General features: G+C 45.7%; 21 protein-coding genes. 6 read left to right on the top strand and 15 right to left on the bottom strand.

Features of this window, described 5'->3' with window-relative positions:
- Positions 1-41: 41 nt before the first annotated feature.
- The 3 genes from ACSQ8O_RS15910 to ACSQ8O_RS15900 form a co-directional block, all read right to left on the bottom strand.
- Positions 42-752 carry a hypothetical protein gene (locus ACSQ8O_RS15910; RefSeq protein WP_436242495.1) on the bottom strand — a complete coding sequence of 237 codons (711 nt, stop codon included), beginning with the start codon at positions 750-752 and terminating at the stop codon, positions 42-44.
- Positions 727-918 carry a hypothetical protein gene (locus ACSQ8O_RS15905; protein WP_436242494.1) on the bottom strand — a complete coding sequence of 64 codons (192 nt, stop codon included), beginning with the start codon at positions 916-918 and terminating at the stop codon, positions 727-729. Before ACSQ8O_RS15905 ends, ACSQ8O_RS15910 begins: the two co-directional genes overlap by 26 nt.
- A 93-nt stretch (positions 919-1,011) precedes the next feature.
- A complete protein-coding gene (locus tag ACSQ8O_RS15900; protein WP_436242493.1) occupies positions 1,012-2,511 on the bottom strand; it encodes a DHA2 family efflux MFS transporter permease subunit in 1,500 nt (499 codons plus the stop codon).
- A 141-nt stretch (positions 2,512-2,652) separates the two neighbouring features.
- On the opposite strand from ACSQ8O_RS15900, the gene ACSQ8O_RS15895 reads away from it, so the two are divergent.
- On the top strand, positions 2,653-3,303 hold the full coding sequence (locus ACSQ8O_RS15895; protein WP_436242492.1) for a TetR/AcrR family transcriptional regulator: 651 nt from the start codon (positions 2,653-2,655) through the stop codon (positions 3,301-3,303).
- A gap of 4 nt (positions 3,304-3,307) precedes the next feature.
- Positions 3,308-4,147, top strand: coding sequence for an AraC family transcriptional regulator (locus ACSQ8O_RS15890; RefSeq protein ID WP_056613170.1), 840 nt, complete (start codon positions 3,308-3,310; stop codon positions 4,145-4,147).
- Between the two features lie 398 nt (positions 4,148-4,545).
- On the opposite strand, the gene ACSQ8O_RS15885 is transcribed toward ACSQ8O_RS15890, so the two are convergent.
- From ACSQ8O_RS15885 to ACSQ8O_RS15870, 4 genes are all read right to left on the bottom strand, one after another.
- On the bottom strand, positions 4,546-5,979 hold the full coding sequence (locus ACSQ8O_RS15885) for a HEAT repeat domain-containing protein (protein ID WP_436242491.1): 1,434 nt from the start codon (positions 5,977-5,979) through the stop codon (positions 4,546-4,548).
- A gap of 160 nt (positions 5,980-6,139) precedes the next feature.
- The gene (gene trhA / locus ACSQ8O_RS15880) at positions 6,140-6,784 is read right to left on the bottom strand and encodes a PAQR family membrane homeostasis protein TrhA (RefSeq protein WP_436242490.1); all 645 of its coding nucleotides are present in this window, start codon (positions 6,782-6,784) and stop codon (positions 6,140-6,142) included.
- 1,339 nt (positions 6,785-8,123) lie between these two features.
- Positions 8,124-8,750, bottom strand: a complete 627-nt coding sequence (locus ACSQ8O_RS15875) for a glycerol-3-phosphate acyltransferase (protein ID WP_436242489.1) — start codon at positions 8,748-8,750, stop codon at positions 8,124-8,126.
- Complete coding sequence (locus ACSQ8O_RS15870) at positions 8,747-9,841, bottom strand: glycosyltransferase family 2 protein (RefSeq protein WP_436242488.1); 1,095 nt, start codon at positions 9,839-9,841, stop codon at positions 8,747-8,749. Before ACSQ8O_RS15870 ends, ACSQ8O_RS15875 begins: the two co-directional genes overlap by 4 nt.
- Positions 9,842-10,014: 173 nt before the next feature.
- Between ACSQ8O_RS15870 and ACSQ8O_RS15865 the strand changes: the two genes are divergently transcribed.
- Positions 10,015-10,272: a hypothetical protein gene (locus ACSQ8O_RS15865; RefSeq protein ID WP_436242487.1), complete on the top strand. Its 258-nt coding sequence runs from the start codon at positions 10,015-10,017 to the stop codon at positions 10,270-10,272.
- A 37-nt stretch (positions 10,273-10,309) separates the two neighbouring features.
- Positions 10,310-11,062 carry a hypothetical protein gene (locus ACSQ8O_RS15860; RefSeq protein WP_436242486.1) on the top strand — a complete coding sequence of 251 codons (753 nt, stop codon included), beginning with the start codon at positions 10,310-10,312 and terminating at the stop codon, positions 11,060-11,062.
- A 465-nt stretch (positions 11,063-11,527) separates the two neighbouring features.
- Here the strand turns inward: ACSQ8O_RS15860 and ACSQ8O_RS15855 are convergent, their stop codons facing one another.
- Entirely contained in the window at positions 11,528-12,145 is a 618-nt protein-coding gene (locus ACSQ8O_RS15855; protein ID WP_056613154.1) for a S1C family serine protease, read from the bottom strand.
- Positions 12,146-12,466: 321 nt separating this feature from the next.
- Between ACSQ8O_RS15855 and ACSQ8O_RS15850 the strand changes: the two genes are divergently transcribed.
- Together ACSQ8O_RS15850 and ACSQ8O_RS15845 are read left to right on the top strand one after the other, a co-directional pair.
- Positions 12,467-13,321: a helix-turn-helix transcriptional regulator gene (locus ACSQ8O_RS15850; protein ID WP_436242485.1), complete on the top strand. Its 855-nt coding sequence runs from the start codon at positions 12,467-12,469 to the stop codon at positions 13,319-13,321.
- 46 nt (positions 13,322-13,367) lie between these two features.
- Positions 13,368-13,601, top strand: a complete 234-nt coding sequence (locus ACSQ8O_RS15845) for a hypothetical protein (protein WP_436242484.1) — start codon at positions 13,368-13,370, stop codon at positions 13,599-13,601.
- Between the two features lie 259 nt (positions 13,602-13,860).
- Here the strand turns inward: ACSQ8O_RS15845 and ACSQ8O_RS15840 are convergent, their stop codons facing one another.
- The 7 genes from ACSQ8O_RS15840 to ACSQ8O_RS15810 all read right to left on the bottom strand — a co-directional run bounded on the left by ACSQ8O_RS15840 (position 13,861) and on the right by ACSQ8O_RS15810 (position 26,725).
- Complete coding sequence (locus ACSQ8O_RS15840) at positions 13,861-14,769, bottom strand: phytanoyl-CoA dioxygenase family protein (RefSeq protein ID WP_436242483.1); 909 nt, start codon at positions 14,767-14,769, stop codon at positions 13,861-13,863.
- Between the two features lie 62 nt (positions 14,770-14,831).
- A complete protein-coding gene (locus ACSQ8O_RS15835) occupies positions 14,832-15,629 on the bottom strand; it encodes a response regulator transcription factor (protein ID WP_436242482.1) in 798 nt (265 codons plus the stop codon).
- Position 15,630: 1 nt separating this feature from the next.
- The gene (locus tag ACSQ8O_RS15830; protein ID WP_436242481.1) at positions 15,631-17,412 is read right to left on the bottom strand and encodes a sensor histidine kinase; all 1,782 of its coding nucleotides are present in this window, start codon (positions 17,410-17,412) and stop codon (positions 15,631-15,633) included.
- Positions 17,413-17,543: 131 nt separating this feature from the next.
- Positions 17,544-18,371: a carbohydrate ABC transporter permease gene (locus ACSQ8O_RS15825; protein WP_056613145.1), complete on the bottom strand. Its 828-nt coding sequence runs from the start codon at positions 18,369-18,371 to the stop codon at positions 17,544-17,546.
- A 4-nt stretch (positions 18,372-18,375) separates the two neighbouring features.
- Positions 18,376-19,245: a carbohydrate ABC transporter permease gene (locus ACSQ8O_RS15820; protein ID WP_236291200.1), complete on the bottom strand. Its 870-nt coding sequence runs from the start codon at positions 19,243-19,245 to the stop codon at positions 18,376-18,378.
- Positions 19,246-19,326: 81 nt separating this feature from the next.
- Positions 19,327-20,655 carry an ABC transporter substrate-binding protein gene (locus ACSQ8O_RS15815; RefSeq protein ID WP_436242480.1) on the bottom strand — a complete coding sequence of 443 codons (1,329 nt, stop codon included), beginning with the start codon at positions 20,653-20,655 and terminating at the stop codon, positions 19,327-19,329.
- Between the two features lie 160 nt (positions 20,656-20,815).
- Complete coding sequence (locus ACSQ8O_RS15810; protein WP_436242479.1) at positions 20,816-26,725, bottom strand: S-layer homology domain-containing protein; 5,910 nt, start codon at positions 26,723-26,725, stop codon at positions 20,816-20,818.
- Positions 26,726-26,815: the final 90 nt, after the last annotated feature.

Below are 26,815 nucleotides of genomic sequence, written 5' to 3'. Positions count from 1 at the left end.
CCTTTTTCAATCTTATTAGCGGATTGTCGCTACCATTTGTTTTAAGTAAAATTACGGTGAATGTAGCTGCCGTGTTTATACGTTATTCTTAAATATTGATGGTTCCTCATCCATGAGTCCACCCGTTTCTCGAACAATTCACCACCGTATGCTGGGTACCTTTGCGATGCCGGATGTTTTTCATTGTAGATGCGTGCTCGGAAATCCTCGGTACGAATCAGATAGCATTGATCAGAAAATCCATACCCCAGATAAAAACAATCATTCTCTTCTACAGATTCCTGCTTCGCATACTCGTAACTAAAGTTCCAGGTCGGATTTGCAACCTTGATTCTGGGGTCATCTTCCATATTCTGAAGCGCTGGCTCCACCCATTCGAGCGGCCCCGCTAGGATCGAGTCACTGGAGAAATGGAGCAAATAATCTGTTCTGCACAAGTAAATAGCGACGAGCTCGGAAATGGAATAAAAATAGCCTCCGTTAAAGCTGTCCTTATCGATTGCAAAGAAGTCCAACGCCTCACTTGCATAATGATCAACGACGGTATAGGAAGTGAGAACGCCACTTTGAACCAGCTTGTCGGCATAAAAGCTAACCTCTTCCGGATCGTTCACGTTATTGATATATAAAACTGCTTCCTTGAACTGAAACCGATTGTAGCGAAGATTAGCTTCCAGTCTCGGTGTTTGAAGAAGGTGACGCCAATCATTTTCATAGCATTTCGTCTCAAAGGTCACGTTCCACCGTTTCATATAACGCCTCCTTACTCAGACACCCTATCTCTTTGAAGGACTTCATGTTCTCGCTACCTGGATCGAATACGAAAACCTTGCTCATAAGATATGCCCTGGCAGGTCCGCCTGCAACGGCTAGAACCCCATAGTTCATCCAATAATTCCCAAGGAAGGGCTTATCCATAGCTAGTACTCCACGGTATAAAACAAACAGCCTGTAAGTAGAGGATCTACTTGCAGGCTGTTTGTTTATCTAAAATAGACCAATCAATCTAGCTTAGTGCAAACCTTCTAACGCAACGTCTGCTCTAGTTTCTTGATGTGCTTCAGTTTTGCCGCGGCGTAAGAAGAATCCAAGAACAACTCCGCACATCGCGATAATCATCATACATGTGAAAGTATACCCGAATGCATCAGGAGCTACGGATAGCATCGACTTTTGCATATCTGCTGGTGAACTCACAGGAAGCTTCTGCTCGGTAATCAACGTTGTCACACGTGAAGTCAGAATGGTCACGACGATCGCAACCCCGAAGGAGCTAATTACTTGCTGCATCGCACTTGTCAACGAAGTAACGCGGCTGACGAGGTCTTGCGGAGCTTTTTTGATCAAATGGGAGTTGATTGGCATCATCATGAGCCCCATACCGGCCCCAGCCATCGCTAGTGGTAGAATGAGATCTGTTCTTTGTGTGCTCAGATCCAAATGAGAATATTGGAAAATGGCCCCTGACACCAGAGTAAGACCGATGACAACTAACCAACGAATACCGATTCTATCAAATAAATAACCGCCAATTGGCATCATAAGTCCAGACGCGATCGCCTGTGGGAACAGGGTCAAACCGGTATCAAATGCACCGTAACCACGGGCTTGCTGCAGGAATTGCGGGAGAAGGAAAATCGCCCCAAACATACAGAATTGGATCACCCATTGAATGAATATACTAAAGGAAAAATCGAATGATTTGAAAACGCGAAGCTCAAGCAATGGAATTTTCGTTCTGAGCTCAACGATGACAAAAGCAATCAAAGCAACCGCACCAACGATGATACCACCAAGCGCTTTATCGGATGTCCACCCTGAAGCACCTTGCGAAATACCATAAGATAGCGAAGCGAAAGCAATTGGACCGAGGATCATCCCTGGCAGGTCGAAGCCAGCCACTTTTTTACGTGCCACAACAGGTAACTTCCATAACCCGAAAATAAAGCTGAAAATACCGACAGGCAAATTAATGAGGAAAATCCAGTGCCAAGAATGGTATTCAACTAACCAACCTGACAAGATTGGCCCAATTGCTGGCGCTAATAAAATAGGTACGCCTAGCATACCCATGACTTGCCCGATTTTGTTCGGTGGGCTAAGTCTGTATACATACGCCATGGCAACTGGCATCACGAAGCCCCCGCCTAAACCTTGCAGAACGCGGAAAAAGATCAACATTTCAGCCGTGTTCGGCGTCGCACATAAAAGGGATGCAATCGTAAACAACAGTACGGACGTGAGGAAAACATTTTTCGCTCCAAAGCGGTCAGATAACCACCCCGCTAATGGAATTACTGCAGCGGATGCCAGCATATAGCCTGTTACCGCCCATTGAATTGTAGGTAGATCAGTTTTGAAGTCAACCACTAACTTCGACAATGCAACGTTCATTGCTGTCGTGTCGAGGATAACCATGAATATGCCTGTGATAATAGCGATTAACGGCACCAGAATGCTCGTAATCTTAAATTCCGGCTCATTTCCACCGGATACAACCGTTTGACTCATCCTAACTCCTCCTTAGACAATCTCTCTCTTCACGTGTTACAATATAGGGGACAATTGTCCGCTACCTCATATTACGGACAATTGTCCGCGAAGTCAAATAAATTTTTTATGGACGATCTTTCTACCAGGAGGAACGAAAATATGACACATCCAGATGATCATCAAGGAGTCTGTGAACTTATAAAAGAAGCCATTCCACCAAGCAGCCGCCGTGGAGAACGTGATACGGAATATCGCCGACGCATCCTGTCTGCTGCGCGCACGCTTTTAGAAACAAATGAAATAGAATCCGTTACGATGCATCAAATTGCGAAGGAATCTGGCGTGGGCCAAGGAACCTTATACCGCCGCTATACCCATATAGGCGATGTGTGCAGCGATTTGATCAAATCTACGACTAATCGGTTTATTGATATGATGGAGGAGAAGTACCGCATTGCTGGACCTGTAGAATCAGGACTAGCGCAGCTATCCGCTTGTATCCATGATGTCATTGATTTCGTTGATGAGAATGTCAGCCTGTTGTCTGTCATCTCTTCCATGCATGCAGACAAGCGCAACTACAGCATTCACAAAAAGCCTTTTTTTGTCAGACTCCACAATATCCTAGCTCCACTCATCCAATATGCCATTCAAACTGGCGAGATCGAGGACATTGACGTCACATTGACGATCAATACGTTGCTCATTTCCCTTTTTCCAGAACAGTACACGTACCATAGAGACGTACTTGGCTATACGAAACAGCAGTTTACTGAAGGCATATGTCGACTATTTGTAAAAGGAATATAAATCGATGAAATCAGATATGAATGCGAGCCAGCGTACCTTTTGGAAGAAATATATGGCGAAAGCCAGAATCGATGTCGAGTATGCGGCTTATACAAAAGTACCGCGAAGCTGGAACGATGAGATTCCCTCGTGTCCTGTCAATCGGCTGTATTTTATTATGGAAGGCGAAGGTTTTGTTAAAATAGGCAATCAAACCTACAATCCGCGCCCTGGCGAGCTCTACCTTCTTCCTGCGGGCAGTGACCAAGCCTATGGCACAATTAGTGAGGATACCTTCGGCAAGTATTGGTGCCATTTTACCGCGAAAATCGGTGATTTAGACCTCTTTCAGATTTTGCACACGAGCCCGTCAATTGTGGTCAAGGACTCTTTAGCGCTTGGGCAAACGTTCGAGAAGTTGATTGCACATCGTCGAAGTGATGCTTTATCTGCAGAATTCCGGGTAACAGGCATCCTCCATGAACTCATCGCGGATTTCATAGATGGCAATGCTTCCGTGAAGCTTAATTTAGCTACAACCCCAACCCACGAGAAAATGAATGTTGTGCTGCGCTATATGGAACAGCATATGGCGGATCAGGTTTCGATTGAAACGCTTGCCCAGCTCGCTCATTATCATCCGAATTATTTCATCAATGCGTTCAAACAATTCACGGGGTACTCCCCGATCCAATATATGAACCATCTACGCTCTGAAAAAGCCAAAGATTTGCTCCTGACGACGGAGCTGAATGTCTCTCAAATTGCCGATTCGTTCGGCATGGAATTATCGTATTTCTCCCGAATGTTCAAGGAACAAACGGGATTTAAACCAACGGCGTTCCGCGATTTGCGGCCGCGGTGAGTTGTGGATGTGGTTGTAGAGCAAGAGCAAGAGTAAGAATAAGAGCAAGACAACAGCCGCTCACTCCTACTCCTACTCCTACTCCTACTCCTACTCCTACTCCTACTCCCAACCACCGCCGCGCCAAATTTAACTGTATATTAGGTAGTTAATTTCTTGTAAAACAAGTTAAGAAGCGAAATAGATGGACAACCTCCATCTATTTTCGGGAGATTTCCCCTTTTCGGATGAAAATGCCTGGATTAGCTGTACTTTTTCCATTAATTTCATTTAAAATGATAATTTCGAGTAAATCAGCTGTATGTTTTCCATCTATTGGTGGTGGGAGGCGTACCACTCCTCCCCATAAATGAAAGCAGCCCCCATCACATCAATGGGGGCTGCTTCTCGTTAATACCTTACGGATAAAAAGCATTCTTCGCCGTCGTCGTTGGACACCAACGCGCGTTAAGCAAGAACTTAATGAGTGTGTCTTTCGCACGCTCCGTGCCAACATAGCGCAAGGATTCCGCCGCATGCGCACGCACGTAGCGGTTCTCATCGTCCAGAGCGATTTCCAATTGTGGAATCGCTGCTTCTGCGCTTGCCCCTAGTCGGGACAGCGCCAAGCTAGACATGAACCGCACCTGCGCGCTTTCATCCCGCAGCGCATTCCCTAAGCACGCCACCACTTGATCGTGGCCAGCTTCCATAAGACCAAGTGCATCAACTACAGCGCAGCGGATCGTCTCCGACGGATGCTGCATCAAGTTAACAAGTGCAGGTACCGCCTCACTTGCAAGTCCTCTTAATTCACCAAGCGCGAACACGGCATTCGCGATGATTTCCTCGGTATTGGCTTCCGCAGCTTCATTCTCCACTGTCGCCAATGCTGCAACCAATCCGCTAACAGCATCACTTCCCGCAACGGATAAGCCATATGCAGCAAGTCGAGATACATTTTTATTCTCGCTATGAAGGGCTTGAAGCAATGCGTCTACACCACTTTGACCACTTGCCGCAAGCTCGTAAGCCGCATTAATGGCATCGGGCTCAAAACGGCTCAACCCCGCGCTCAATTCCGCGATCCGCTGGGAATCAGAACTAACCGTGTTCGCGATGCTGCCAACTTGTCCCGACAGCCAATTCCACGTCTCTTCCCACATCAGATCGTGCTGCGCAATAGGAAGTTGTAACGCCTCCGGTTTACGCCAGCCGCTCTCTTGGTTGTTCCAGCTTGGCGATAGTGGCAGCTCAGTACGCATAAATTCAAACTTCAACATATAACGGGGCTGACCCAACACATTCGGAGTGGAGCGGTGCCAAATATCATAATGAATCAGCGCAAAAGTCCCCGCTTCCCCACTCGCCAGAACCTCACCTTCTGGTTCATTCCCTTCAAAAGTTCGAGATTCATAGTTTTGCGTACCTGGAAGTACGCCTGTCGGCCCTAATTCCACAGGTGTATCCTGTGGGAAATACATAATCATAGCCCATTGCGGGTGATGATTACGCATCCTTTTATAACCCCAATAGCTATCTTTATGCCAACCACCAGCTACGCTTGAAGCATTGAAATGCCCATGGCGATGCGCATGCATCATATAATTAGGTCCTAGCACACTCGTCAACGCACCTGTTACAACCGGATGATCGAATACTTTGCGCAACTCTCGAATTCGAGGTAAAAGATTGTTCCCAGGATTGCCTTCTTCGGTGTAAACCGTGTTCAATTGCTCTACTAAACTTTCATGGAATTCACGTGGAAAATCAGTTTTGAGAATCAGGCAGCCATTCGTAATAAACGATCTCATTTGCTCATCAGTCAATAATAAAGGTGTGTTGCTCTGCATTGTCTCTGCCTCCTTGGCATGTAGGAATGAGTGAACCATGCTTTTATTATATGAATGATGATTCGGACATTAAATAAACAATCTTAATCCGTGCTAGCACAAAATTAAGGTATTATTATCCGCCTTACACTTCGCTGCAATAATCTTAAACTTGGCTAGTTTATAATAACGCTGGCATCACGTAGCTATAGACGGCAATAAAGTGGCAGGTACTACCCGCCAAAACGAACAGGTGCCAGATCATATGATGATAGCGCAATTTGTGCCAGAGGAAAAAAGGTACACCGCCAAGGTAGCTCACCAATCCGAGCCCAAGCCATGTAAATGCCATATGTGGAAGTCGCACATAAAGTGGCATAATGAAGAGCATCATGAAGGCTCCCATGCCCAGATACATGAGCAGTCCCCAGGGCATAAAACGTTGAATAATAACATGCACATACCTTACGCCGCCGAAGGCTAGCGCCCAAATGACGATGAGCAGCTCAATCGCAACTTGGCTATGCCAGGTAATGAGCAGGAAAGGCGTATAGGAACCCGCCATGGCGATAAAAATCGCTGCGTGATCCAACTTTTCAAAGCGCTTCCCCCACTTGGGTGAGCGTACAGCATGCAGAAGCGTCGAGGACACATAGAGTAGGCAAAAGGAAACTCCGAACACAGCGTTGCTCGCCGTGTACAGCCAATCTTCAAAAAGCACAGACCGCTGCAAGAGCAGAATAAGCCCATAGACGCTTAAACACACGCCAATCCCATGGCTAACCGTGTTTAAGCGTTCTTCTTTGCGTGCAAGTTGTTCCTCCATGGCTAAGACACTCCTTTCGTGTATTTGTCCTAGTTTTTCCCAAGGAGGTGGCGCGTATGTATGGAATCTGGGGCGGCGGTGCGGTGGTGTGGGCCCGAGTTAGTCGGTTTCACCGACTAACTTCACGCCTATCGCCACTGCTGCGCCCGAGTTAGTCGGTTTCACCGACTAACTTCACGCCTATTGCCACTGCTGCGCCCGAGTTAGTCGGTTTCACCGACTAACTTCACGCCTATTGCCACTGCTGCGCCTGAGTTAGTCGGTTTCACCGACTAACTTCACGCCTATTGCCACTGCTGCGCCTGAGTTAGTCGGTTTCACCGACTAACTTCACGCCTATTACCTCTGCTGCGCCTGAGTTAGTCGGTTTCACCGACTAACTTCACGCCTATTGCCACTGCTGCGCCTGAGTTAGTCGGTTTCACCGACTAACTTCACGCCTATTGCCACTGCTGCGCCTGAGTTAGTCGGTTTCACCGACTAACTTCACGCCTATTGCCACTGCTGCGCCCGAGTTAGTCGGTTTCACCGACTAACTTCACGCCTATTACCTCTGCTGCTCCTGAGTTAGTCGGTTTCACCGACTAACTTCACGCCTATCGCCACTGCTGCGCCTGAGTTAGTCGGTTTCACCGACTAACTTCACGCCTATTACCTCTGCTGCTCCTGAGTTAGTCGGTTTCACCGACTAACTTCACGCCTATTACCTCTGCTGCTCCTGAGTTAGTCGGTTTCACCGACTAACTTCACGCCTATCGCCACTGCTGCGCCTGAGTTAGTCGGTTTCACCGACTAACTTCACGCCAATTGCCACTGCTGCGCCTGAATTAGTCGGTTTCACCGACTAACTTCACGCCAATTGCCACTGCTGCGCCTGAGTTAGTCGGTTTCACCGACTAACTTACACCTCAGTTTTTACCATGCAAAAGAGCCACCGCCTTTTCAGTAAACATGAACTTATGGCTTCTGGCTTACCCACCACCAATGAGTAGAACGAGTACTTACTTTCTAGCTTTCGCAATATCTCTCCACAAGCTTCCCTTTTAAGCGATGACATACGACCCCATATACCTTCACCCCTGACAAACTTGCGCAGCATGTCCAGTCTCTGACCTTGTGCTTGACGAGCTTGCACATTCCAAAAGATCTCATACTCATACTCCTTCTCAAACAAGTCAACCGCCTCCCACAAAAATAAAACGCCGCCAACTCCAACATTCAGGAGCTAGCGGCGTCTGTTTCACGCTTATATATTTGCTTCTTCACAACCAAATTCTAGGACACGTCGCAAAACAAACTTAATTCCCCTGCTGAATAACCCTGTTTTATAACGTATATTTCAAAGTGGAGATCCTTCTTTTTCCTTCTTCTTTTTAAGGAGCAAAGCAGCTAACTCTTTATGATGTTTGAACATGATGAGCAGCGTATTCCCCACCCATATCCACAGCAACATCGCCGCCGCATCCCTCACATACAGATAAACGCCTAACAGAAGCATCCCCATCACAACTTGCTGACCATCTGCCTCCGAAGATATCGGCTTCCATTTGTTAATAACCTTCATCCCACCAAGCATGACTGCCAAAATAACTGCCAACGCAAGTGACACTTCAAATTGTGTCAATCCACTCCAGACGCCGAAGGTGACAGCGATGGCTTTACCCCCTTTTCCACGCAAAAATGGCGAAAACGCATGCCCAAATATCGGTGCTAATGCGATTGGGATCAATCCATACCCTGACATCCCTCCAACTTCCACTGCCAGTAGAATAATGAGATACCCTTTAATAAAATCGAATAAAACCCCGGCAACCCCTAGCCGATATCCCGCCGCTTTCCACAAATTAAGGGCACCTGGGTTGCCGTCCCCGACGGTTTTTAGGTTTTTTCGAGCTAACCGACCTAACCAGTAACTAAACATGAGCGCACCGGATACAAAAGCACAAATCGTCCAAACGATGATCATTGCTCTCGCCTGCTTCCTACTTTGACGTGCCGACCTTTCCAGGCCACATGCCCTAGAAATACGACCTGATACATCGAGTACAGCATGACCATAATGAAAAATAACGTCGACACGATATGTAGCACAGGCGTAACAATGCCGAAAATGCCAACGTATTTTACAAAATAAAAGAGCTGTGCCATATACAAGAGATAGCCAATTAAAAGCGGAATGCCCCATGATGTCGTTAGGAAAAATGGAAATGCTGTTGAGAGGATCAGCCCAATCGCCCAAATCGCGGTAAGCGTAAGGGTACCTGCTTTGAGTTTAGACGTGCCTAGGACAGCGCCTTTGCCAAAGCCTTGGATCTGGCTTTTTAACCCCTGTGGATACATTCGAAAAGAAACCTGTCCATAGCCGATAAAATTGTTCACTGGAATACCTGCTCTTGCATACGTAGCACCGAGATTCAGGTCGTCCAGCATTTCCGATTTGATGCCTTCGTGGCCTTTGATCGATTCGTAATCTTCCCTAGTCGTTAAAATACAAGACCCATAGAGGCCTTTCTGTTTATTATTTTTCTCAAAAGGAGATGTAAACGCAAATACACCTAGCACATTAAAGATGAGCGCTAGTCTCTCTCTTAGATTCTCCGTGTAATGGTAGGGCACGATCGACAGTACTCCACCTAATTTATTCCGTGTTTTTACCAAACATTCTAATGCTCGAGGTGCAAATCGAATATCAGCATCCAGGAAAGCAATCAGATCGCCGGTGGAGTGGGAATAGCCGTTCCATACGGCCCAGTTTTTGCCCGTCCACCCGTCAGGCAGCTTAGGATTGGAAATCACGGTAACGCCGTAATCATCAGCGATTTCCTTCGTGTGATCCTCCGAAAAATCATCCACCACAATGACTTCATAGGGTTCCAAGGTTTGGATTCTCAGGGCATGAAGAAGATGAGGGAGATTGTCCGCTTCATTCCTAGCCGGAATAATAATAGACAACTTAACTGCATTCAGAGCTTGATCGGTGCTGCGCGGTAGTACTTGTCTTCTGAAGATCAAGAAACCAGACAGACACCCTAGGATACATATGACTAGTAACGCCATCCTTGGAACTCCTCCTTCACATCCCACTGCTAACGGATCCTAAGTGAGACATTATTTTGATCCGGAAATACAGGCTATATAGATGTATATGAAAGATCAATCGCTTCTCATGCGAACAATTCACTCGGTATGTTATAATATTGCTTATCACCTTATTGGAGGCATCCTTAATTATGAAAATTTATGTCATCCTCTCTTTTGATGGGGAAACACTTGAGAATGTTTATGTCGGTCCCGACGAGGAAAAAGCGCTTGCTTTTAAACCGGCTGATTTTGAAAATTGCGATGCACTCTTTGTGGAAATTTGGGAAGACGGGGAAAAGACCGATGATTTCCGATTAGAAGAAGAGGAAGAATTTGAAGACGATAATGTAGAAGCTGAGGAAGTGGATCTAGTTAACGAAGAAGACAATGAGGAAGAAGTGAAATAAGTTTTCCCTCTATATAGCATAGAAAGGTTGATTACATATGGATTATGCGTTCGCCATTGAACCATCTGCGTTTACTCGTTTTGATGATGAGTCCGAGTTGATCGAGCAATGTAAAGAATGGGGTTTAGTTTCTGAAAAAGCGGTAAAAGCGAAAGCCTTTTTCTACAAAGGGAATAGTCTTAATGTGGCATGCAATATCGTCGGTCTCGTGGATCCAATGACGGCTGTCATTGAATTGGATACGAAGCAGCTGCACTGCATTCATCCCTCCTATTTGAAGGAAATGCAAGCTGCGAACTATAGCCAGCGAGGTGCGGCTCTAGCTGAAGATGCAGCTGTTGCCGACGAATTAGAGACTGCTGAGCCGGAAGAAAAGCCAGCTAAAGCATCAAAATCCGCGAAGGCCGAAGCTATTTCAGAAGATGGACAAGCAGCACCCGCCGAGAAAGCGCCTGCTAAGGAAAAAACGAAAAAAGAGAAAGCCCCTAAACTGGAGCTTCCTGAAGAAAAAGTGAAAATGAAGGCAACGGTTACCGAGTTTACAACCGTACCGAACAATTTCTCGGATACCGATGATGAAGTCATCATCTATGAAGCTGTGTCCATTCTGGATCCAGCCCTCGACATCGGAACTGCGTGGTCGAGCCATAGCGCAACGCTCAAGAAGCTGGAACTCGCCGTCGGCGACACCGTCACCTTCGAGTGCAAAATCGTCGCGAAGAAGTTGAGCAAACATCCAGTGCCGTATAAGATCAACAATCCGGGGAAGATGCAGAAGGTAACGGAATAAGATTGGTATTGTAGCGCTTCAGCCCATCAGGGCTGAAGTTTTTTTGTTTGGCGGGACGGCATGCGCGGCTAGCAATCGAGCACCGCGGGTGATTCGGGCGAAATAGGGCCCAGAAAGGGATATAGCTTTTCCCTAAATCATTACTGCCTGATATATTTCCAATGACATTGGATGATCCCGAGTAACCACTCGATGGAGCTGTGTAACTTAGTGTTGATGGATTCATATTAGGTGCCGAGCTAGTGTAATTGTAACTTGGTGCAGGAGTTGCGTAGACAGGAGCGCTACTATAACTTGACCCTTGGGATGCTTGCTGAGGCGTCGAAGGTGTATATGAAGGTGTTGGAGCAGCAGGTTTATCTACTAGCCCCACTAAGCTGTGACTTTGCCCACTCACCATTGCCGCATCCTGCTTGTACTAGACTGTTCAGGAAATCGTATTGATTCTGACTAATTGAGGCCATGTCATTTACTCCTCTCGTAAAATCTTTTCACGTCCGCTGCTTTAATCGCGAACCCAACATACTCCACGTCTTTGGCGCCCTTTGAAACTACCCCGATCACTTCACCATTCAGATTAGCTAATACACCACCCGATGATCCGAACGTAACCTTTGCATCAAACTGGATCATGTTCCAACTAAGAGAGCTAACAATTCCCTTGGACAGCGTAAATGGGTACACTTGCGGACTGCCGAAGGCTAATACTGTCTGACCTTCTGTGACGTCTATATTAAGCGTCAATACGGTATCACTGGTGCATGATGAGTGGATGATAGCGAGGTCTAACTTTTCCTCTCGATAACCAACTGTCCCGGTGCACGTGTAACCTGACTTTTTACGGAGAGTAAGCGTGTCCGTGGGCATGTTACGGACTACATGTTCATTGGTGATTACAGTATCAGGGGATATGTAGAAACCTGATCCACCTGTGACTAAACCGGTTTCTACACTAACAGATGCCTTAATCAGCTTCTGTGCAGATGTTATTGCCTTTTCCTCGTCCGTCTGCGTTTCCGCATTTGTAGTAGATTGGCTTAATAATATTAAGATAAATAATATGAATACTAGCTTGTTTTTCATATAACTACCCCCTAGATACTTGTACATTATCTTATGCAGGTACATGAAATAAAAAGCACTACGAGGAATAATCCTACATAGTGCTTCATTTTATGGTGATGATATTCGAATTTTCGCGTTTGCCAGTTACCTTTTCGACGATGGAGAAAACGCATGAATCGGTGGTAATAGTAGAGTATTTTCATAGTTCACCTCTGTTACGTAAAATGGTACTTAAACATCGATAGCTTCTTCGAATACCACTCCATCTCCTGTTGCCAAAGGCACTCTGCAAAATCAGCCCTACATGCTATAATTAGCACTGAGAAAGGTGCTGATCAGATGGCTCTCAACCTGACAACCATGCAGCCGGCCGAAACGATCGGCATGCTTGCGGATTATCATTTCCCGCCTTACATTACGTTAGCCCATATGTTCCATGCTCCGCAGGGATGGGCGATACGCAACCGAGAGATGACGCAGTTCATTTTACAATATGTCGTGGATGGTTTTGCTCATTATCCTGTTGAAGACATCCCCTACGAGACGCGCCGCGGTGATCTCTTATTTCATCGTCCAAATGAACGTCACTCGATCATAAAAGAAGACCACAGTCCTTATGTATGTATTTCACTTGTCTTTCATTTCGGTACGTCAGCGTTCCCCTACGAAGATATCTTCAAACATAAGCATCTGCTCGGTAATTTCGCGGATCATCCGGTAGAAACGATGCTATCCCAGCTTGTTTCGCATTATCGTCAGCCAGGACTTGTGCATCAAATGCACTGTCAAAGCTTACTCATGCGCATTCTTACTGAAGCTGCGCAAGCCTTCGAATCGGGTTCAACCCGCGCCAAAACGGACGCACTCACGATGCCCAAACTCGTCTTAATCAAAAACTATCTCACCGAGCACTATAGCCGCGAAATTCAAATTAGAGAACTGGAAGACGTTTCTGGTCTCAGCAAAAATTACATTTTGACCTTATTCCGCCAACATGTCGGCATGTCCCCTATGCAGTATTTAACGTGGATCCGCATCAACAAGGCCAAAGAGTTGGCCATACACAGCAGCTTATCCTTCAGTGAAATCGCGGATCGTGTCGGCTATTCGGATGTCCACACATTCGGGCGTATGTTCAAGAAAAAAACGGGGCAGAGTTTAACCCAGTTTTGTTCAAATCTGATTTATTCTTAGCTAGTTAGGGAGAATCTGGGCAGGGGCGAATTTGGGTTGGGTTGGGTTGGGTTGGGTTGGGTTGGGTTGGGTTGGGTTGGGTTGGGTTGGGTTGGCTTGGGTTGGCTTGGGTTGGCTTGGGTTGGCTTGGGTTGGCTTGGGTTGGCTTGGGTTGGCTTGGGTTGGCTTGGGTTGGCTTGGGTTGGCTTGGGTTGGGTTGGGTTGGGTTGGGTTGGGTTGGGTTTATCGAGACGGGAGATCAGCTGATCGGGCTCAGACGGGTGAGGTCAGCATAAATTAACTGGAAAATCTACAGCTATTCCATTAAAATTCACCCACTAAATTGAATTAACTGGATTTCATGTAGCTAATTCTGCCCCTTCTTCTCATTTCGGCCAAAATGCCATAGATTAGCTGTAGATTTTCCATCTATTCGACAAATACAAGGATTTCCCGAAGATTTAACTTCATAAAATACATCTATTTCATTTTGGCACGTGAGTATCTACAATAAAAGGCCGTTCCCAGGAGGGAACAGCCTCATCCTTACTCATATTAACTTAAGCACGCCAATAATCAGAATGCGCATATCGGTAAGTCTTCGGCGCCTGCTTCGTACCTAATGCAAATGCGCCTTTGGGCTGATAGTCATACGGTGTTTCACCCGACGTATAGGACGCTTCTTTGCGCTTTTCGATACAATCGACAAGCATATGCTGCTTCAACGATAGATACTCTAGCGTATGCGGCCCAAATTCCGCTTCGATTTCGCCTGGGCGGAACTCGTAGTACACGGTACGGCGAAGTGCGTTGCCATCCCCTTCCGGTGAGCCATGCAGCAGCTGAATATTGTGAAAAATGACATCCCCAGGATTCATTGGCACGGGTACAGCATCGCTGACATCGAAGCCTGGCAGTGCACAGCGTTCCTCGGCAGCGTCAGCTGCCCAATGGTTCGAACCAGGAATTACCCACAAGCAAGACTTCAGATCCGCCTCATCCAAATAAAAATCAACATTGAAGATTGGCCGTGGATCTGTACAACCCTCAGGCACTAACGCATCGCGATGCCAAGGCACGCTGGCCGCCTGATTCGGGATTTTCACAACTAAGGAATCCCAGGTAGGAATGAAGTTAATCCCTTGAATCTTCGCCACAGATCGCAAAATAAACGGATGCGCCAGCAACGCCTTATTCGCCTCTTGCTTGTCGATAATATACTCCGTACGCCAATATTTGCGTTCACCATTTTTCCTCACACGGTACATATAATCCTCATCACCGCTTCCAGCCATGCCAATTTCTACGGCCTTCATCGTTTGTTCCTGTAGGAGTCGAAGCTCTTCTCCAACTACCACATTACGAATAACCAGGAAACCATTTTCTAAGAAAAACTGTGCTTGTTCACTCGTAATTTCATCTTGCAGTAAAGCATCGGCTTCCGGTATATGAATCTTTTGTTGGCTCATGCGAACAACCTCCTCAAATAACTTTCATACCTTTACTTTACTGCAACGGTTCGCGAAAATCTTTAGTCTAAACAGGCATTATGGTTGCCAAAAGCACACTGTCCACTTTGATATTCTTTTGGTGTCATACCGACAGACTTTTTGAACAGTTTTGTAAAATAAACCGGATCTGAATAACCCACAAGCGATCCTACTTCGTACATTTTCACATCCGGATAATCCTCCAAGATATGCTTAGCTTTCACGATTCTTAGATCGGTCACGTAATCGGTAATCGTCTTCTTCGTCTCTCTTTTGAACAACTTGCACAAATAACTAGGATTCAAACCTACTTTAGAGGAAAGCTCATTTAATTCAAATGCTTGATTCAGATCTGACTCCAGCATACGAATCACATCCGCAATGATTTGCTTCTTGTGCACCTTTGCCTCTGCAGGCACGTGATCAGGAGCTTCCTTTTCTGCTGAATCCAGCACCGTAAAACGCTCCCCAACTCGCTTCAAAACTTGAAATAAATCCTTCTTGTTCACCGGCTTCGACAGGTACTCTTCTACACCAAATCGAATGGCTTGTCGCGCATACTCGAATTCGTTAAATCCACTTAAGAGAATAATATGAGCATCCGGATAATCCGCCCTTGTTCGTTCGATCAGCTTCATCCCGTCCATCATGGGCATTTTGATATCGGTCAGGAGTATCTTGCAATCGGCAGGTTCCCAGCCACTCATTTTATCCATCGCTTGAATCCCATTTGCGCACAACCCTATAATTTCAATAGGTAAATCCATCGCCTCAACCATGGCTTGAAGTCCTAATCGAATCCGTTGTTCATCATCGACTATCAACATTTTCATCGTCATCTTAAGCGCTCTCCTTCCATGCTTCCAGAACGGGTAGGACAATCGTTACGGTCGTGCCGACCTCAATTTCACTGCTCACTTGCAAACCATATGATGCACCATATTGCAAAATAATTCGCTCATTCACATTAGCAATCCCAATGTTATTGCGATTTTCTTGCCGTAAGCCTTGCATCGCATTCCGAATGATTTTCAGCTGCGAATCGTCCATGCCGCACCCGTTATCCCGAACGGTAAAATAGATCGCTTGCTTATCCATGTAAGAACTAATCGTGATTAGACAATTCTCTTCCTTCATTTCAAAACCATGTAGAATGGCATTTTCCACGATAGGTTGAAATAATAGTTTAATAACCGGGTAGCTCAGATGAGCTTCGCTGATGTTCAACTCCAGCTGAATATCTTTGGAGAATCGAAAGTTTTGCAGGGCCAAATATTTCTCCAAATGATCCAATTCCTTATGAATCGTCACCTGATCCGTACCGCGTAAGATTCCATACCGCAGGAGCTCCCCCAAATTATAGGTCATTTCCGAAATCTCATAATCTCGCTTAACCTCGGCTGTCATACGGATCACTTCCAGCGTGTTATAGATGAAATGAGGGTTAATTTGATGCTGCAGCGACCTTAGTTCAGCCTCCCGTTTGCGATTTTGCGTCTGATAAACTTCTTCCACCAGCTCATTAATTCGTCTAATCATATTATTAAAATGCTTCGCCAGTATGCCAAACTCGTCCGAATACTTCACCGGAATTTGAACGTCCAGATTCTCCTTGTTAACCTGTTTCATAGTCCTCATTAACGTACGCAATGGCCGCGTCAACGCGATGGCAATGATCGCTGAAGTCACTAAGGCCACAGTAATCGAAAGCAGAACGAGAATCATCGTGAAATCCCGCGTTACCCGCGTCTCCTCTGTCAGATGATCCACTGGAATGAAAACAATTTGCTTCCACCCCGTTACTGCAGACGTTGTATAGGAGGTTAGATACGACTTCCCTTCAATCGTCACCTTGAAGCTGCCTTGTGCACCGACTGCTTTTTGCACGAGTTCATTGCTAGCCACATTGGTAGAAATCCATTTCTGCTCGCTATCATAGATCACCGTATTCTGATCATCAAGTACCATCGTTCGACCTTTGGTCACCTCATCCAACTCACGGACGGCATCCCCGATGACTTGAATTCTCGAGTCAAAGATGATCATGCCAATGCCTTCTAATGAGTTCGTATTCTTTAATTCGCGGGCAATGGAGAAATAATATTTAACCGTATGACCAACGGTTATTTTCTGTGTGGAGATTACAATGGAAGACCCCTGTGCATTCCGTACTTGTTGCCGTAAATCGACGGCCTGCTGCCGAATGTCAGCCCGAATCGTATCATTTTTGGTACTGTCGTACATGTTGCCATAATTATCGAAAATGTACACGGACTCCGTATCATTCTTCAGACTGTTCAAGCCTTTCACAAAGTTCTGGAGGCGGTTATTTTCTTCCACCGTTTTATTGCGATTGGCTAACGATTCCTGAATATCCTGCATATAAATCTGGCTGCCCGTTACACGCTTAATATCCGAGACGTACTGGTCGACCCGCTCCAAAATTTTCTGTGAAATCTGGTTTACATAGAGAGCCGTATTCTTTTCAATCGACTTTGAATAACTCGAATAGGAGATCATCGAGATCGTAACAATCGGCACTGTGATCAAAATGACAAACACCGTAATCAGCTTTTGAGTAAGTGATAACCTCACAATCCAATGCCATATTTCGCTTCGCACAACAAGTTCCCCCCAGCTCTATCGCAGGAATGTAAGCCCTTTCTTTTTAAAATCCAAGAAAACCCATGGCTCTTTAATAAGGGCCTTGGGTTACTATTTCGACTCACCAACAGCGGTGTCCTGCTAGATTTTCATTTCACTGCTCCATTCGTAATCCCAGAGAAAATGTATCGTTGCAGGAACAAATATAATAAGACTGTCGGAAGTAGGATGATAAGAATGGCCGCACAGATCAATTGCCACTCGGCACTATTCGTACCTGTAAATTTCATCAAGGTCGTCGAAACAACACCTAGCTTCTGCGATGGCATATACAAATATGGCGTGTACATATCGTTATAAATCGAAATCGTTTTTAAAATAATGACCGTTGAAATGGCTGGTGTTAATAGCGGGATGATAATGCGGTAAAAGATACCATACAGGGATAAACCTTCGATCATCGCATTCTCATCGAGTTCATACGGGATATTGCGAATGAACTGAAGCAAGATGTAAATTTGGACAACGTCCGCTCCAATGTACAAGAGCACTGGGGCGAAATGGGTGTTGAATAATCCTAACCATTTGATAATAGAGAAAATCGCTACCTGAGTCGTGATGGCTGGAATAATCGCAGCTCCGGTATAGAGCCCAAGAATGAGGAAGCGGCCTGGGAATTTGAAGCGCCCGAGCACGTACGCCACCATTGTCCCCATGACGATATTCCCGATCAAGGATAAGCCAATAACAATCGTCGTATTCAGAAACGCCTGCCCGAGATTCCCTCGTTCAAACACGATCTGGAAATTCTCAAAATTTAGAAAGGAGTTTGGCAGTGAAAACGCGCTGGACATGCCATATTCCTTGCTCCCCTTAAACGCATTTATACACAGAATATACAAGGGGAAAAAGATAATGAGACTTGCCACGGATAAAAGCGCGTATTTCACTGTCGATGTGAACGGTCTTGATTTCATGGTGTCACTCCTCCTTTCCTCCAACAATTCTCCGTTGCGCGGATACTACGACAATCACGACAATCATCAGTAGTACACTCATCGCTGAAGCGAGTCCAAAGTTGTTATATTGAAACGCGGTCTCCACTGTTTGCTGAACATACGTTTTACTTGCCGCCAAAGGACCACCTTTGGTTAGGACGAAGGGAAGGTCAAATACCTCCAAAGCCCCAATCACAGTCAGAAACAGATTAAGCTCGATAATTTTCCTCATACCAGGTATTGTGATGTAGCGAAGCACTTGGAATCTTCGTGCACCGTCTATTTTTGCTGCTTCATAGAGATCTTCAGGGAGCGACTGGAGTGCCCCTAAGTACACAACCATATTGAAACCCATAAACTTCCATACACCGATTGAAGCTAGAGATACATTGACAAGACCTGGCTTACCTAACCAGGAAATCGGATCCATGCCTAGCAAACTCAAGAAATAATTCAATGAACCTGTGTTTGTATCGAAAACATAGCCGAACATAAACGCTACGGCGACCCCATTCATAATGTAGGGCAGAAATAACACCGTCCGAAACACGTTACGTCCTTTGAGCTTACTGTTCAACAGAACCGCGAAGAAAAAGGCTACAACATTTTGCAGGATACCACCTACGAAGTAAGCAACATTATGGAGGAAGACATAGAAGACTTCCCTATTCCCCATAATTTCTTTGTAATTTGAAAATCCAACCCACGTTTTAACCGGTGTTAATCCATCCCATGATGTAAAGCTTAAGTATATGAGCCTCAGAGCTGGATAGTAGGTAAATGTCAAAAGCAGCGTGAGTGGCACGATTAGGAAGGATAATATTAAGGTAATTTTTTGTTGTTGGTAGCTCATCTCCATACCTCATTACTCTTTAATTTGAAAAAGAGGACTGAATGCTTGCAAACTATCATTCAGTCCTCTTACGTTTAACGCTTACTTACCGAGCGCTTTCTTCGCTTCTACCCATTTTTTGTTGTATTTATCAAATACTTTAGCCACATCCGTTACCGCTACTTCTTGTGCGATATCGTTCAGGTCGATTTGTGCTTTGTTTTGGATCGCCATAGCATCACTATTATCCGCAGCGATTTCAACGAAATTCAAATCTTTCGTAGCAAGGAAATCAGACAATTGCGTAACAGAGGACTTCTTATCCTTCAAGGATGGAATGAAGCCAGCAAAATCATCATAACCGGAATCTTCAATTAACCATTTCACGAAAGCCTTGGCTGTCTTGAGGTTTTTACTGTTTTTGCTAACGGCATAGAAATAATCAGGTGTCATTAGTGTAGTCAGCTTACCTGTGTTATCGAAAGGCATTGGGAAGAAGCCTACGTTAGCACTTTCTGTGCCATTTTCAATAACTTGTGGAATAACCCAGTTCGGCAAGAGGTACATCGCCATTTTACCAGAGGCTACATCCTTCTTGGATTGCTCCCAGTTAGAAGAGTTGATATCTTTCTCCACATAACCCTTGCTGATCATCGTTTTTAGGATACCTAGTGACTTGGCGAAGGCACCATTCGGGTCAAAAGCGTTCTCCTGCTTAATGCGATCATTCCAGAAGTTCGGATTGCCGGACATCGCTACAGCTACATGCTGCCATGTATAAAGCGGCCATTTGTCTTTGTAGTTAGTTGCAAGAGGGACAATTCCCTTCGCTTTTAGCTTCTCGGATGCGGCATAGAATTCATCGAGTGTCTTCGGAAGCGCTGTAATACCAGCATCAGCAAATGCTTTTTTGTTGTACACAATCCCTGTAGTGGAACCGCCTGTTACCAGACCATAGGTGCCACCGTTCGCTGTTTTGTAGTCTTTAAAGCGGATTTTATCATTCAGACCGAGATCATCCAGTGGGGCAAAATAATCAGGAAGCTGTGTATTCGGAATGTTCGGAATCAGTACAACGTCCGGCACTTCCGCAGTGGCCAGGCGTAATTTGATAGCGGCTTCATAATCCTTCAGTGCTTCGAATTCTACATCTGCATTCGGGAATTTCTTCTTGAACGCTTCGCGATATTCTTTCAGCTTCGTATCAATTAAGTCTGTGCGGTTCGTTGCGAATACGACTTTACCTTTAATATCATCATTCGGATTCGCTGCTTTGGGAGCTTCTGTCGCTGGAGCTGGAGTAGCCGCTGCCGTCGTTGCTTTCGCTGCAGGTGTTGGGCTAGCTGTCGTTGTTGTTGATTCCGAACCGCATGCTACGAGTAAAGTTGTAAGTAAACAAATCGATGTTGTGGCTACTAATGTCTTCTTCATCCTATTTCCCCCAATGAACTAGTTTGTGTAGCGCTTACATTTTTATTATAAAACGTCCATGTCTCGAGTAAAATGGCACGCATTTGTTTTTCCTTGTACTGTATTTCCACTTTTCGGTGGGAAAGAGCTAAATTAATGGGGGCCGAAGCCCCCATTTCACTCATTTAACAATACCCAGCTTATGCAGCAAGTTATAGAAGACCATGGCAGCTTCCGCACGCGTTGCAACAGCTTGAGGTCGGTAGGATCCGTCCGGATTGCCGCTTAATAAGCCTGCGGCTATTGCTAGACGAATCGATGCCTCTGCCCAGGAAGATACAGTAACAGTGTCTGTAAATGAAAGTGTTGCAGCAGGCTTCACCACCTGAGACAGCTTCGTTAATGCCATCGCTCTGCTGAGCATGACAGCCATCTGCTCACGCGTGATGGTCGCATTCGGCTTGAAGCTGTGGTCTTCGAAGCCATCGACCAGACCTAATTCACTTGCTGCAAGGACTGCTGAGGCATACCAATCTTGTGCGGCTACATCTGTAAATTTGGCTTGCGTACTCTTCGACGGTACAATACCCATCGCTTTCACGAGCATCGTGGTAAACTCTGCACGTGTGACTGCACGGTCTGGCGCGAACGTGGTGTCCGTCATGCCATTCAACAGCAGCTTGGAAGCTAAGGCTCCAATCGCAGACTGAGCCCAATGTGTTAGCGGAACATCTGTGAAATGAGCTTGATGGGAGACAATGGCATACACGCTATTCCCATTTCTGCTAATTATCGCTTCTACCCCATTTACTTGGGGCTGGAAGGCTGCAGGAACGAACGTCATGGCGCCTGTTTGTTCGTCAATAACGACAACTGTAGCAGATGATAGGTCGCTAAGGCTGTTCGCCAAGATGCTCCGAGTGACGAATAATGAGCCGAAATTATCAATCTCGGTTTGTTTGCCACCACTTGAAACCATTAGGCGGAAAGACACCGGCATACCTATCAATGTGACGCCTTGCTTTTCAGCGGCTTTGCGAATTTGGTCAGCTTGCTCCGCAGATACAGGCGTGATAGCTACATGCAAGCTAGCATCCCTAGTGTCTGTACCAATCGCTTTCAGTATGGCAGGGTTAGATAGCATTTGGAGTGGGATCTCGTAAGAACCCGCTTCGTTTTGCAGCGTAATTACGGTATCGGCTAGAGCAACGGGATTAGCTGCGAGTGCTTTGGACAGTAACGAACTTGGAATCACGACTTCATCGGTTTCCTTCGTGCTGTATGCCAAAACAAGTGGCGTCCCTTGCTCTTTCGTCAACAGAAGCTCCAAAGCCTTCTTCATATCCGCTTCTTGAATGACGGCTTGACGCACCTCTTTCCCGTTGCTATCAGTGACCGTTAAGTGTTTGAAAGCCTCATTCGTCAACTCGATTTGATTGGCTTTATCCAAAACGGTTGGTGTAGGTATGGCAGCTCCAGGTGAGGTTGAGCTACTATCTCCTTGATCTACAGGGTCGACAGGATCTACGGGATCTACCGGATCTACCGGATCTACTGGATCTACTGGATCTACTGGATCTACTGGATCTACCGGATCCACGGGATCCACAGGGTCTACCGGATCTGGTTCCTCCCCTGTCTTATAAACCTTAATCGTATCAAAATACAGCGTCCCTTGGCCGATTGCGCCTTGTGCCCCTTGATTCACATATATCGAGAACTCTTTAATCGCATCCAAATTGATGACATTGTCACCGCTTGAGCTCCATGGTGCTTTGGTAAATAGATTAAATGGCAGCTTAATCACACTTGATTTATCATCATTGAGCTCGATATACGATTCCCAAGCTGAGCCGTCTGATTCTAGGAACTGAATTGTCAATTTGCGATTGGACGCGTCCTTTTTCAACCAGAAACGTATGCCTTCATACGCTCTCCAGTCTAAAGCATCGAGCTTTTTATTCACGCCGGCGAAATTCTTCGATGCTGTTGGCAGCTCATACACATATTTGCCTCCGAAAGGTCCAGCTTCTTTCCGATCCGAGACCGGTGTTAACGTAACGGTTCCGCCGTCTTTATTCGTGGAATAGGAACCGCCTGCCACGAGTTCACCGCCGCCATAATAGTCGAAATTATCAATCGTCGGCACTTGATCAATCGCGATGGAATCGATATAGATGGCATTCGATCCCAATTGCCCTGCACCCTTGTTTACAAAAATCGCGTAGGAAGCAATTTCAGCACGATTGAGCTTGCCATCCCCTTTCGACCATGTTTGATTGCGAGCAAAACCACCAAACGGAACTTGAATAACACTTGCTTCTGTTGAAGTCATCATCGTCTGGGCTTCCCAAATATCCCCGTCACTTTCTGTTAATTGGAGCGTAAGTCCATGCCCCACTGAATCTGACTTCAGCCAGAAAGATAGCGCGTTGCCACCACCCGCAATATTGAGCTTACCAAGCGTCCGTTTGACACCGGCATAGACTTTGGCAGCTGTCAATGTGTAGCTGAGTTTAAGCGCATGCCCACCCTCTTGTTTAACGCTATTTTCTAGGAAAGCTGTGATCTCAGCGCCGCCTTCATCTTTCACATAGTCCGCTCGGACACCAGCATCCGTTGAATAGAAGTCGAAGTTATCGATCTCACGAAGCGAAGCCGCTTGAATATCATCCAGATAGAGCGTTCCAGCACCATTTCCAATAGAACCTCTATCCACATAAATGGAGAATTCAGAAACTGACGTTAAATCAAGTTTCCCATCTACCGTTACGGATTGCCATCCTGCCAGATGGAAGGAACCAAAAGGTATCTTCATCAGCGTACCATTCGTATGGTTGACATACACCTTGGCTTCCCAATATTCGCCGGTTGCGTCCTTTAATTGATATGTAACACCGCGTCCAGCTTCTCCTGCTTTCATCCAAAGCTGGATACCATTGTTGGCCGACCAATCCGCTCCTCCGATGGATTTGGTTACACCCGCGTATCCTTTGGCAGCAGTCAGATCAAAGCTCAGCTTGAGACCAAATCCACCCGATTGTTTGGTATCAGCATCGAGTGTTGCCGTAATGGGATCCCCATCCGAGTTGCGTTTATATTGGGCTTGCAGCTTTGTATTGTCCCCACCATAGTCTTCGTACGAATCAACAACTGGTGACTTATACAGGCGGAAATCATCGAGGTAAACCGAACGTGTAACGTTGGCTGCTCCATCAATATTGATACTAAAAGTCGTAATGGACGATAGATCAACGACATTGTTTCCTACACCTTGATGCGAGTTTTTCCACCAGTCAGGCACATAAAATTGGTTAAAAGGCAACTTAATTAACTGCGGTTCACTGCCCGATACCCCAATATCTTTTTTCCAAACCTCACCTTTCGTAGCACTTCCTTCATTGAACTGAATGGAGATGCCTGTGTAGGCTTCTGCAGGCTGAACCCAGAAAGAAATTCCACTGCTGCCAGACCAATTGGTATTCGTAATTTGCTTTTCCATCCCCCCCCAGCCTTTGCTCAGCGATGAGGTTAGATTCAAGCTGTAATTCCCTTCGGATTTATGAATCGTATCCAAGTTCAACCCAAGTGGTGAACCCGAATTATTCACTGTATATGCGCTTTGTAACATGGAATCTGAGCCTGTATAACTCTCGAAGTTTTCAATGACATCACTTTTCACATTGGTAGGCGGCTCTAACTTTTCTGAACCCACGCCAATTTGGATGCGACCTACTTGTGGACTCCAGTACTCAGAAGCGAAATTAATAGGAATAACCGGAAAAACAACCTTCAAATATTTGGTTCCCGCTGGCAAGGTGTATGCGGTGTATACCATTTTGCTCCACCAACCGTCACCTGGCACTTCATCTACGCGAACTTGACTTACAGCCGAGTAATGTTCACCATCTGATGATGTTAAAAAGGTAAAATTCGGAAGCCGGTATTTACTTGGTTCTTGTCTGGCAAAACTCGTCATCACGAAATAGTTCATATCCCCAGCCGTTTGATACACGAACGATTCCGCTGTGTTAGCTGTACGTACTAATCGTTTCAAATCGTTGCCAAAATACACACCACCGGACTCGAATCCTAAGTTAGGCGAGTGGTCGGCCATTTTCAGCATATTATTCATTTCGTCTGTCAACACACCATTGGTAATCGCAACACTTGAAATGGCATCCTTATAAATAAGTTCTTCACCACTTGTATGGTTGTATACAATTTCAATATCACCCAGCTGAGACTCGCCATCCCCATCTGGGAAGGTTACTTTGAAATACTTTGCATTCAGAGGCAGCGAATTCGCGCTATACACAATTTTGCGCCAATCGCCACCGCCAACATCCGATTTGTTTACCTGAAGCTCCGTGTAATTGATTCCATCCGCAGAAATCCAAAATGTAAACTCACTATTCGGATGCCCCGTATGTCGGTATGCGGAAGCCTTTAATGATAATGCTCGCAACGCACTCGAATTCGTTGGTGTCGAAGGAAGTGCGTAAGCTACGAATTGATCAACGGCATTCGGCTGCAATTTCAGTCGATAATGATCTCCTCCGAACAAAGCTGGATCTAGATCATCTGTGGTAAATTTCAAATCCGTTGAGAATTGATACATTTTACTATAATCAATGAGTTCATCCTGAATGGCATGCTTCGCAATGACTGGACCTACTACTAGAGAATATGTGGATTCACCAACGGTATTCCGTGCCTTCGTTCGATAGAAGTACGTAGCACCTGTCACAGAGGTCATATCATCAAATAAATCTGTTTTGTAAGTGTCGTAAACCTGAGCTCCAACAATATCCCAAGGCCCATTGGCATACACGGAACGTTCTACAGTATAGGCCGTTGCACCAGTTGACCCCTTCCATCCGATACGGGATACCGTATCAATCGGAAGCATAATAGGTGCTTCAGGTAGCGGTAGAGCTGGCTTTGAAGTAATCCCGCGAATCTCATAAGCTTTATCCCGTAACAGCCCCAATACGGATGATTCCTCGAAACCTTGCTCGCCTGCCGGGAAGCCTGGCCATTTATACGCTTCATAGAATGTCCCGCCATAGGTGCCTTCCGTGTGTCGGAAGAAGCCGCCGTCCTCACTGTGATACCGCAGGCTCCAGATTAAGGCACCACTGGTACCGTTTTCAATCACATTGGCTAAGAAAGGTGTTAATTCACTTTTTGGAATGAAGCCGAATTCCCCTACGTAGAAAGGTTTTTTCCCTTTGGCCATATTCTTATCAATGTTCACTTGAGAAGCAAAGCTAGCGTAATGGTTCGGATAATAATGATTACTTACGATATCAATAGGTGAACTTTCCTCTAGCGAGCTGGCATCAATGCCATATTTACCATCAATCAGCAAGTGATTAGTATCCATATTTTTAATAAAAGCACCTATTTCAGTCGTCCATGCAGAGGATGGAGGTGTTAATTCATTCCCTGTCTCCCAAGCGAGAATTGCTGGATCGTCTTTATAAAGCTTGTTCGTTATGGTATTCCGACGATTCAATACATACGAGATTGTATCTTTAAAATCCTTCTTGATGTCCGGATCCGTCCAGAACGCATCCTTGCTCTTCCCGCGAAACTTGGCATACTCAGCAATTCCGCCCCACCACTCATACTGATCAACGAATGGAATGATAAGACGAATACCATACTCGTTGGCAAGTGCAAGCGCACGGTCTAGGGCGACAAACGCTTCTTCATTAAACTGATTAGGTCCAACAACATGGCGAATCATGCCAGGGTAATCAGTATCCTTTTTGACAGAAAGGACATAGGTTCTCGTTGCTGTCGCTCCCATTTGCTGCAAAGCTTTAAATGCATCTCGCTGCTCCCATTCTGTGGGAACCTGCCAATAACCATCCTCAACCATCGTTAGCGTAGGCACATTCGCTCCAATAAAACGAAACTCGCTGGCACCATCCATCAATTTATCACCTGATCGCGTAATAAATTGGGTTAGTACTGGATTTGATTCCGCTTTCATTTTTGGCGTGCCTACAAATCCGCTCATGAGCAAAGACATCACTAGCATAGCTACTACAAGCTTTGCACACATGCTTTTCAAACGCATACGTTCGCCCCCTCGTATCCTACATTTTGTATCATTTTAATTATAGGAGGGATGATCGGCGGTTGAAATGTACTGGCTTGGCATTTTATT

Source organism: Paenibacillus sp. LjRoot56, from assembly GCF_964253335.1.
In the GTDB taxonomy this organism is placed as follows: Bacteria; Bacillota; Bacilli; order Paenibacillales; family NBRC-103111; genus Paenibacillus_E; species Paenibacillus_E allorhizoplanae.
This window is presented reverse-complemented; position numbering and strand designations above follow the sequence as displayed.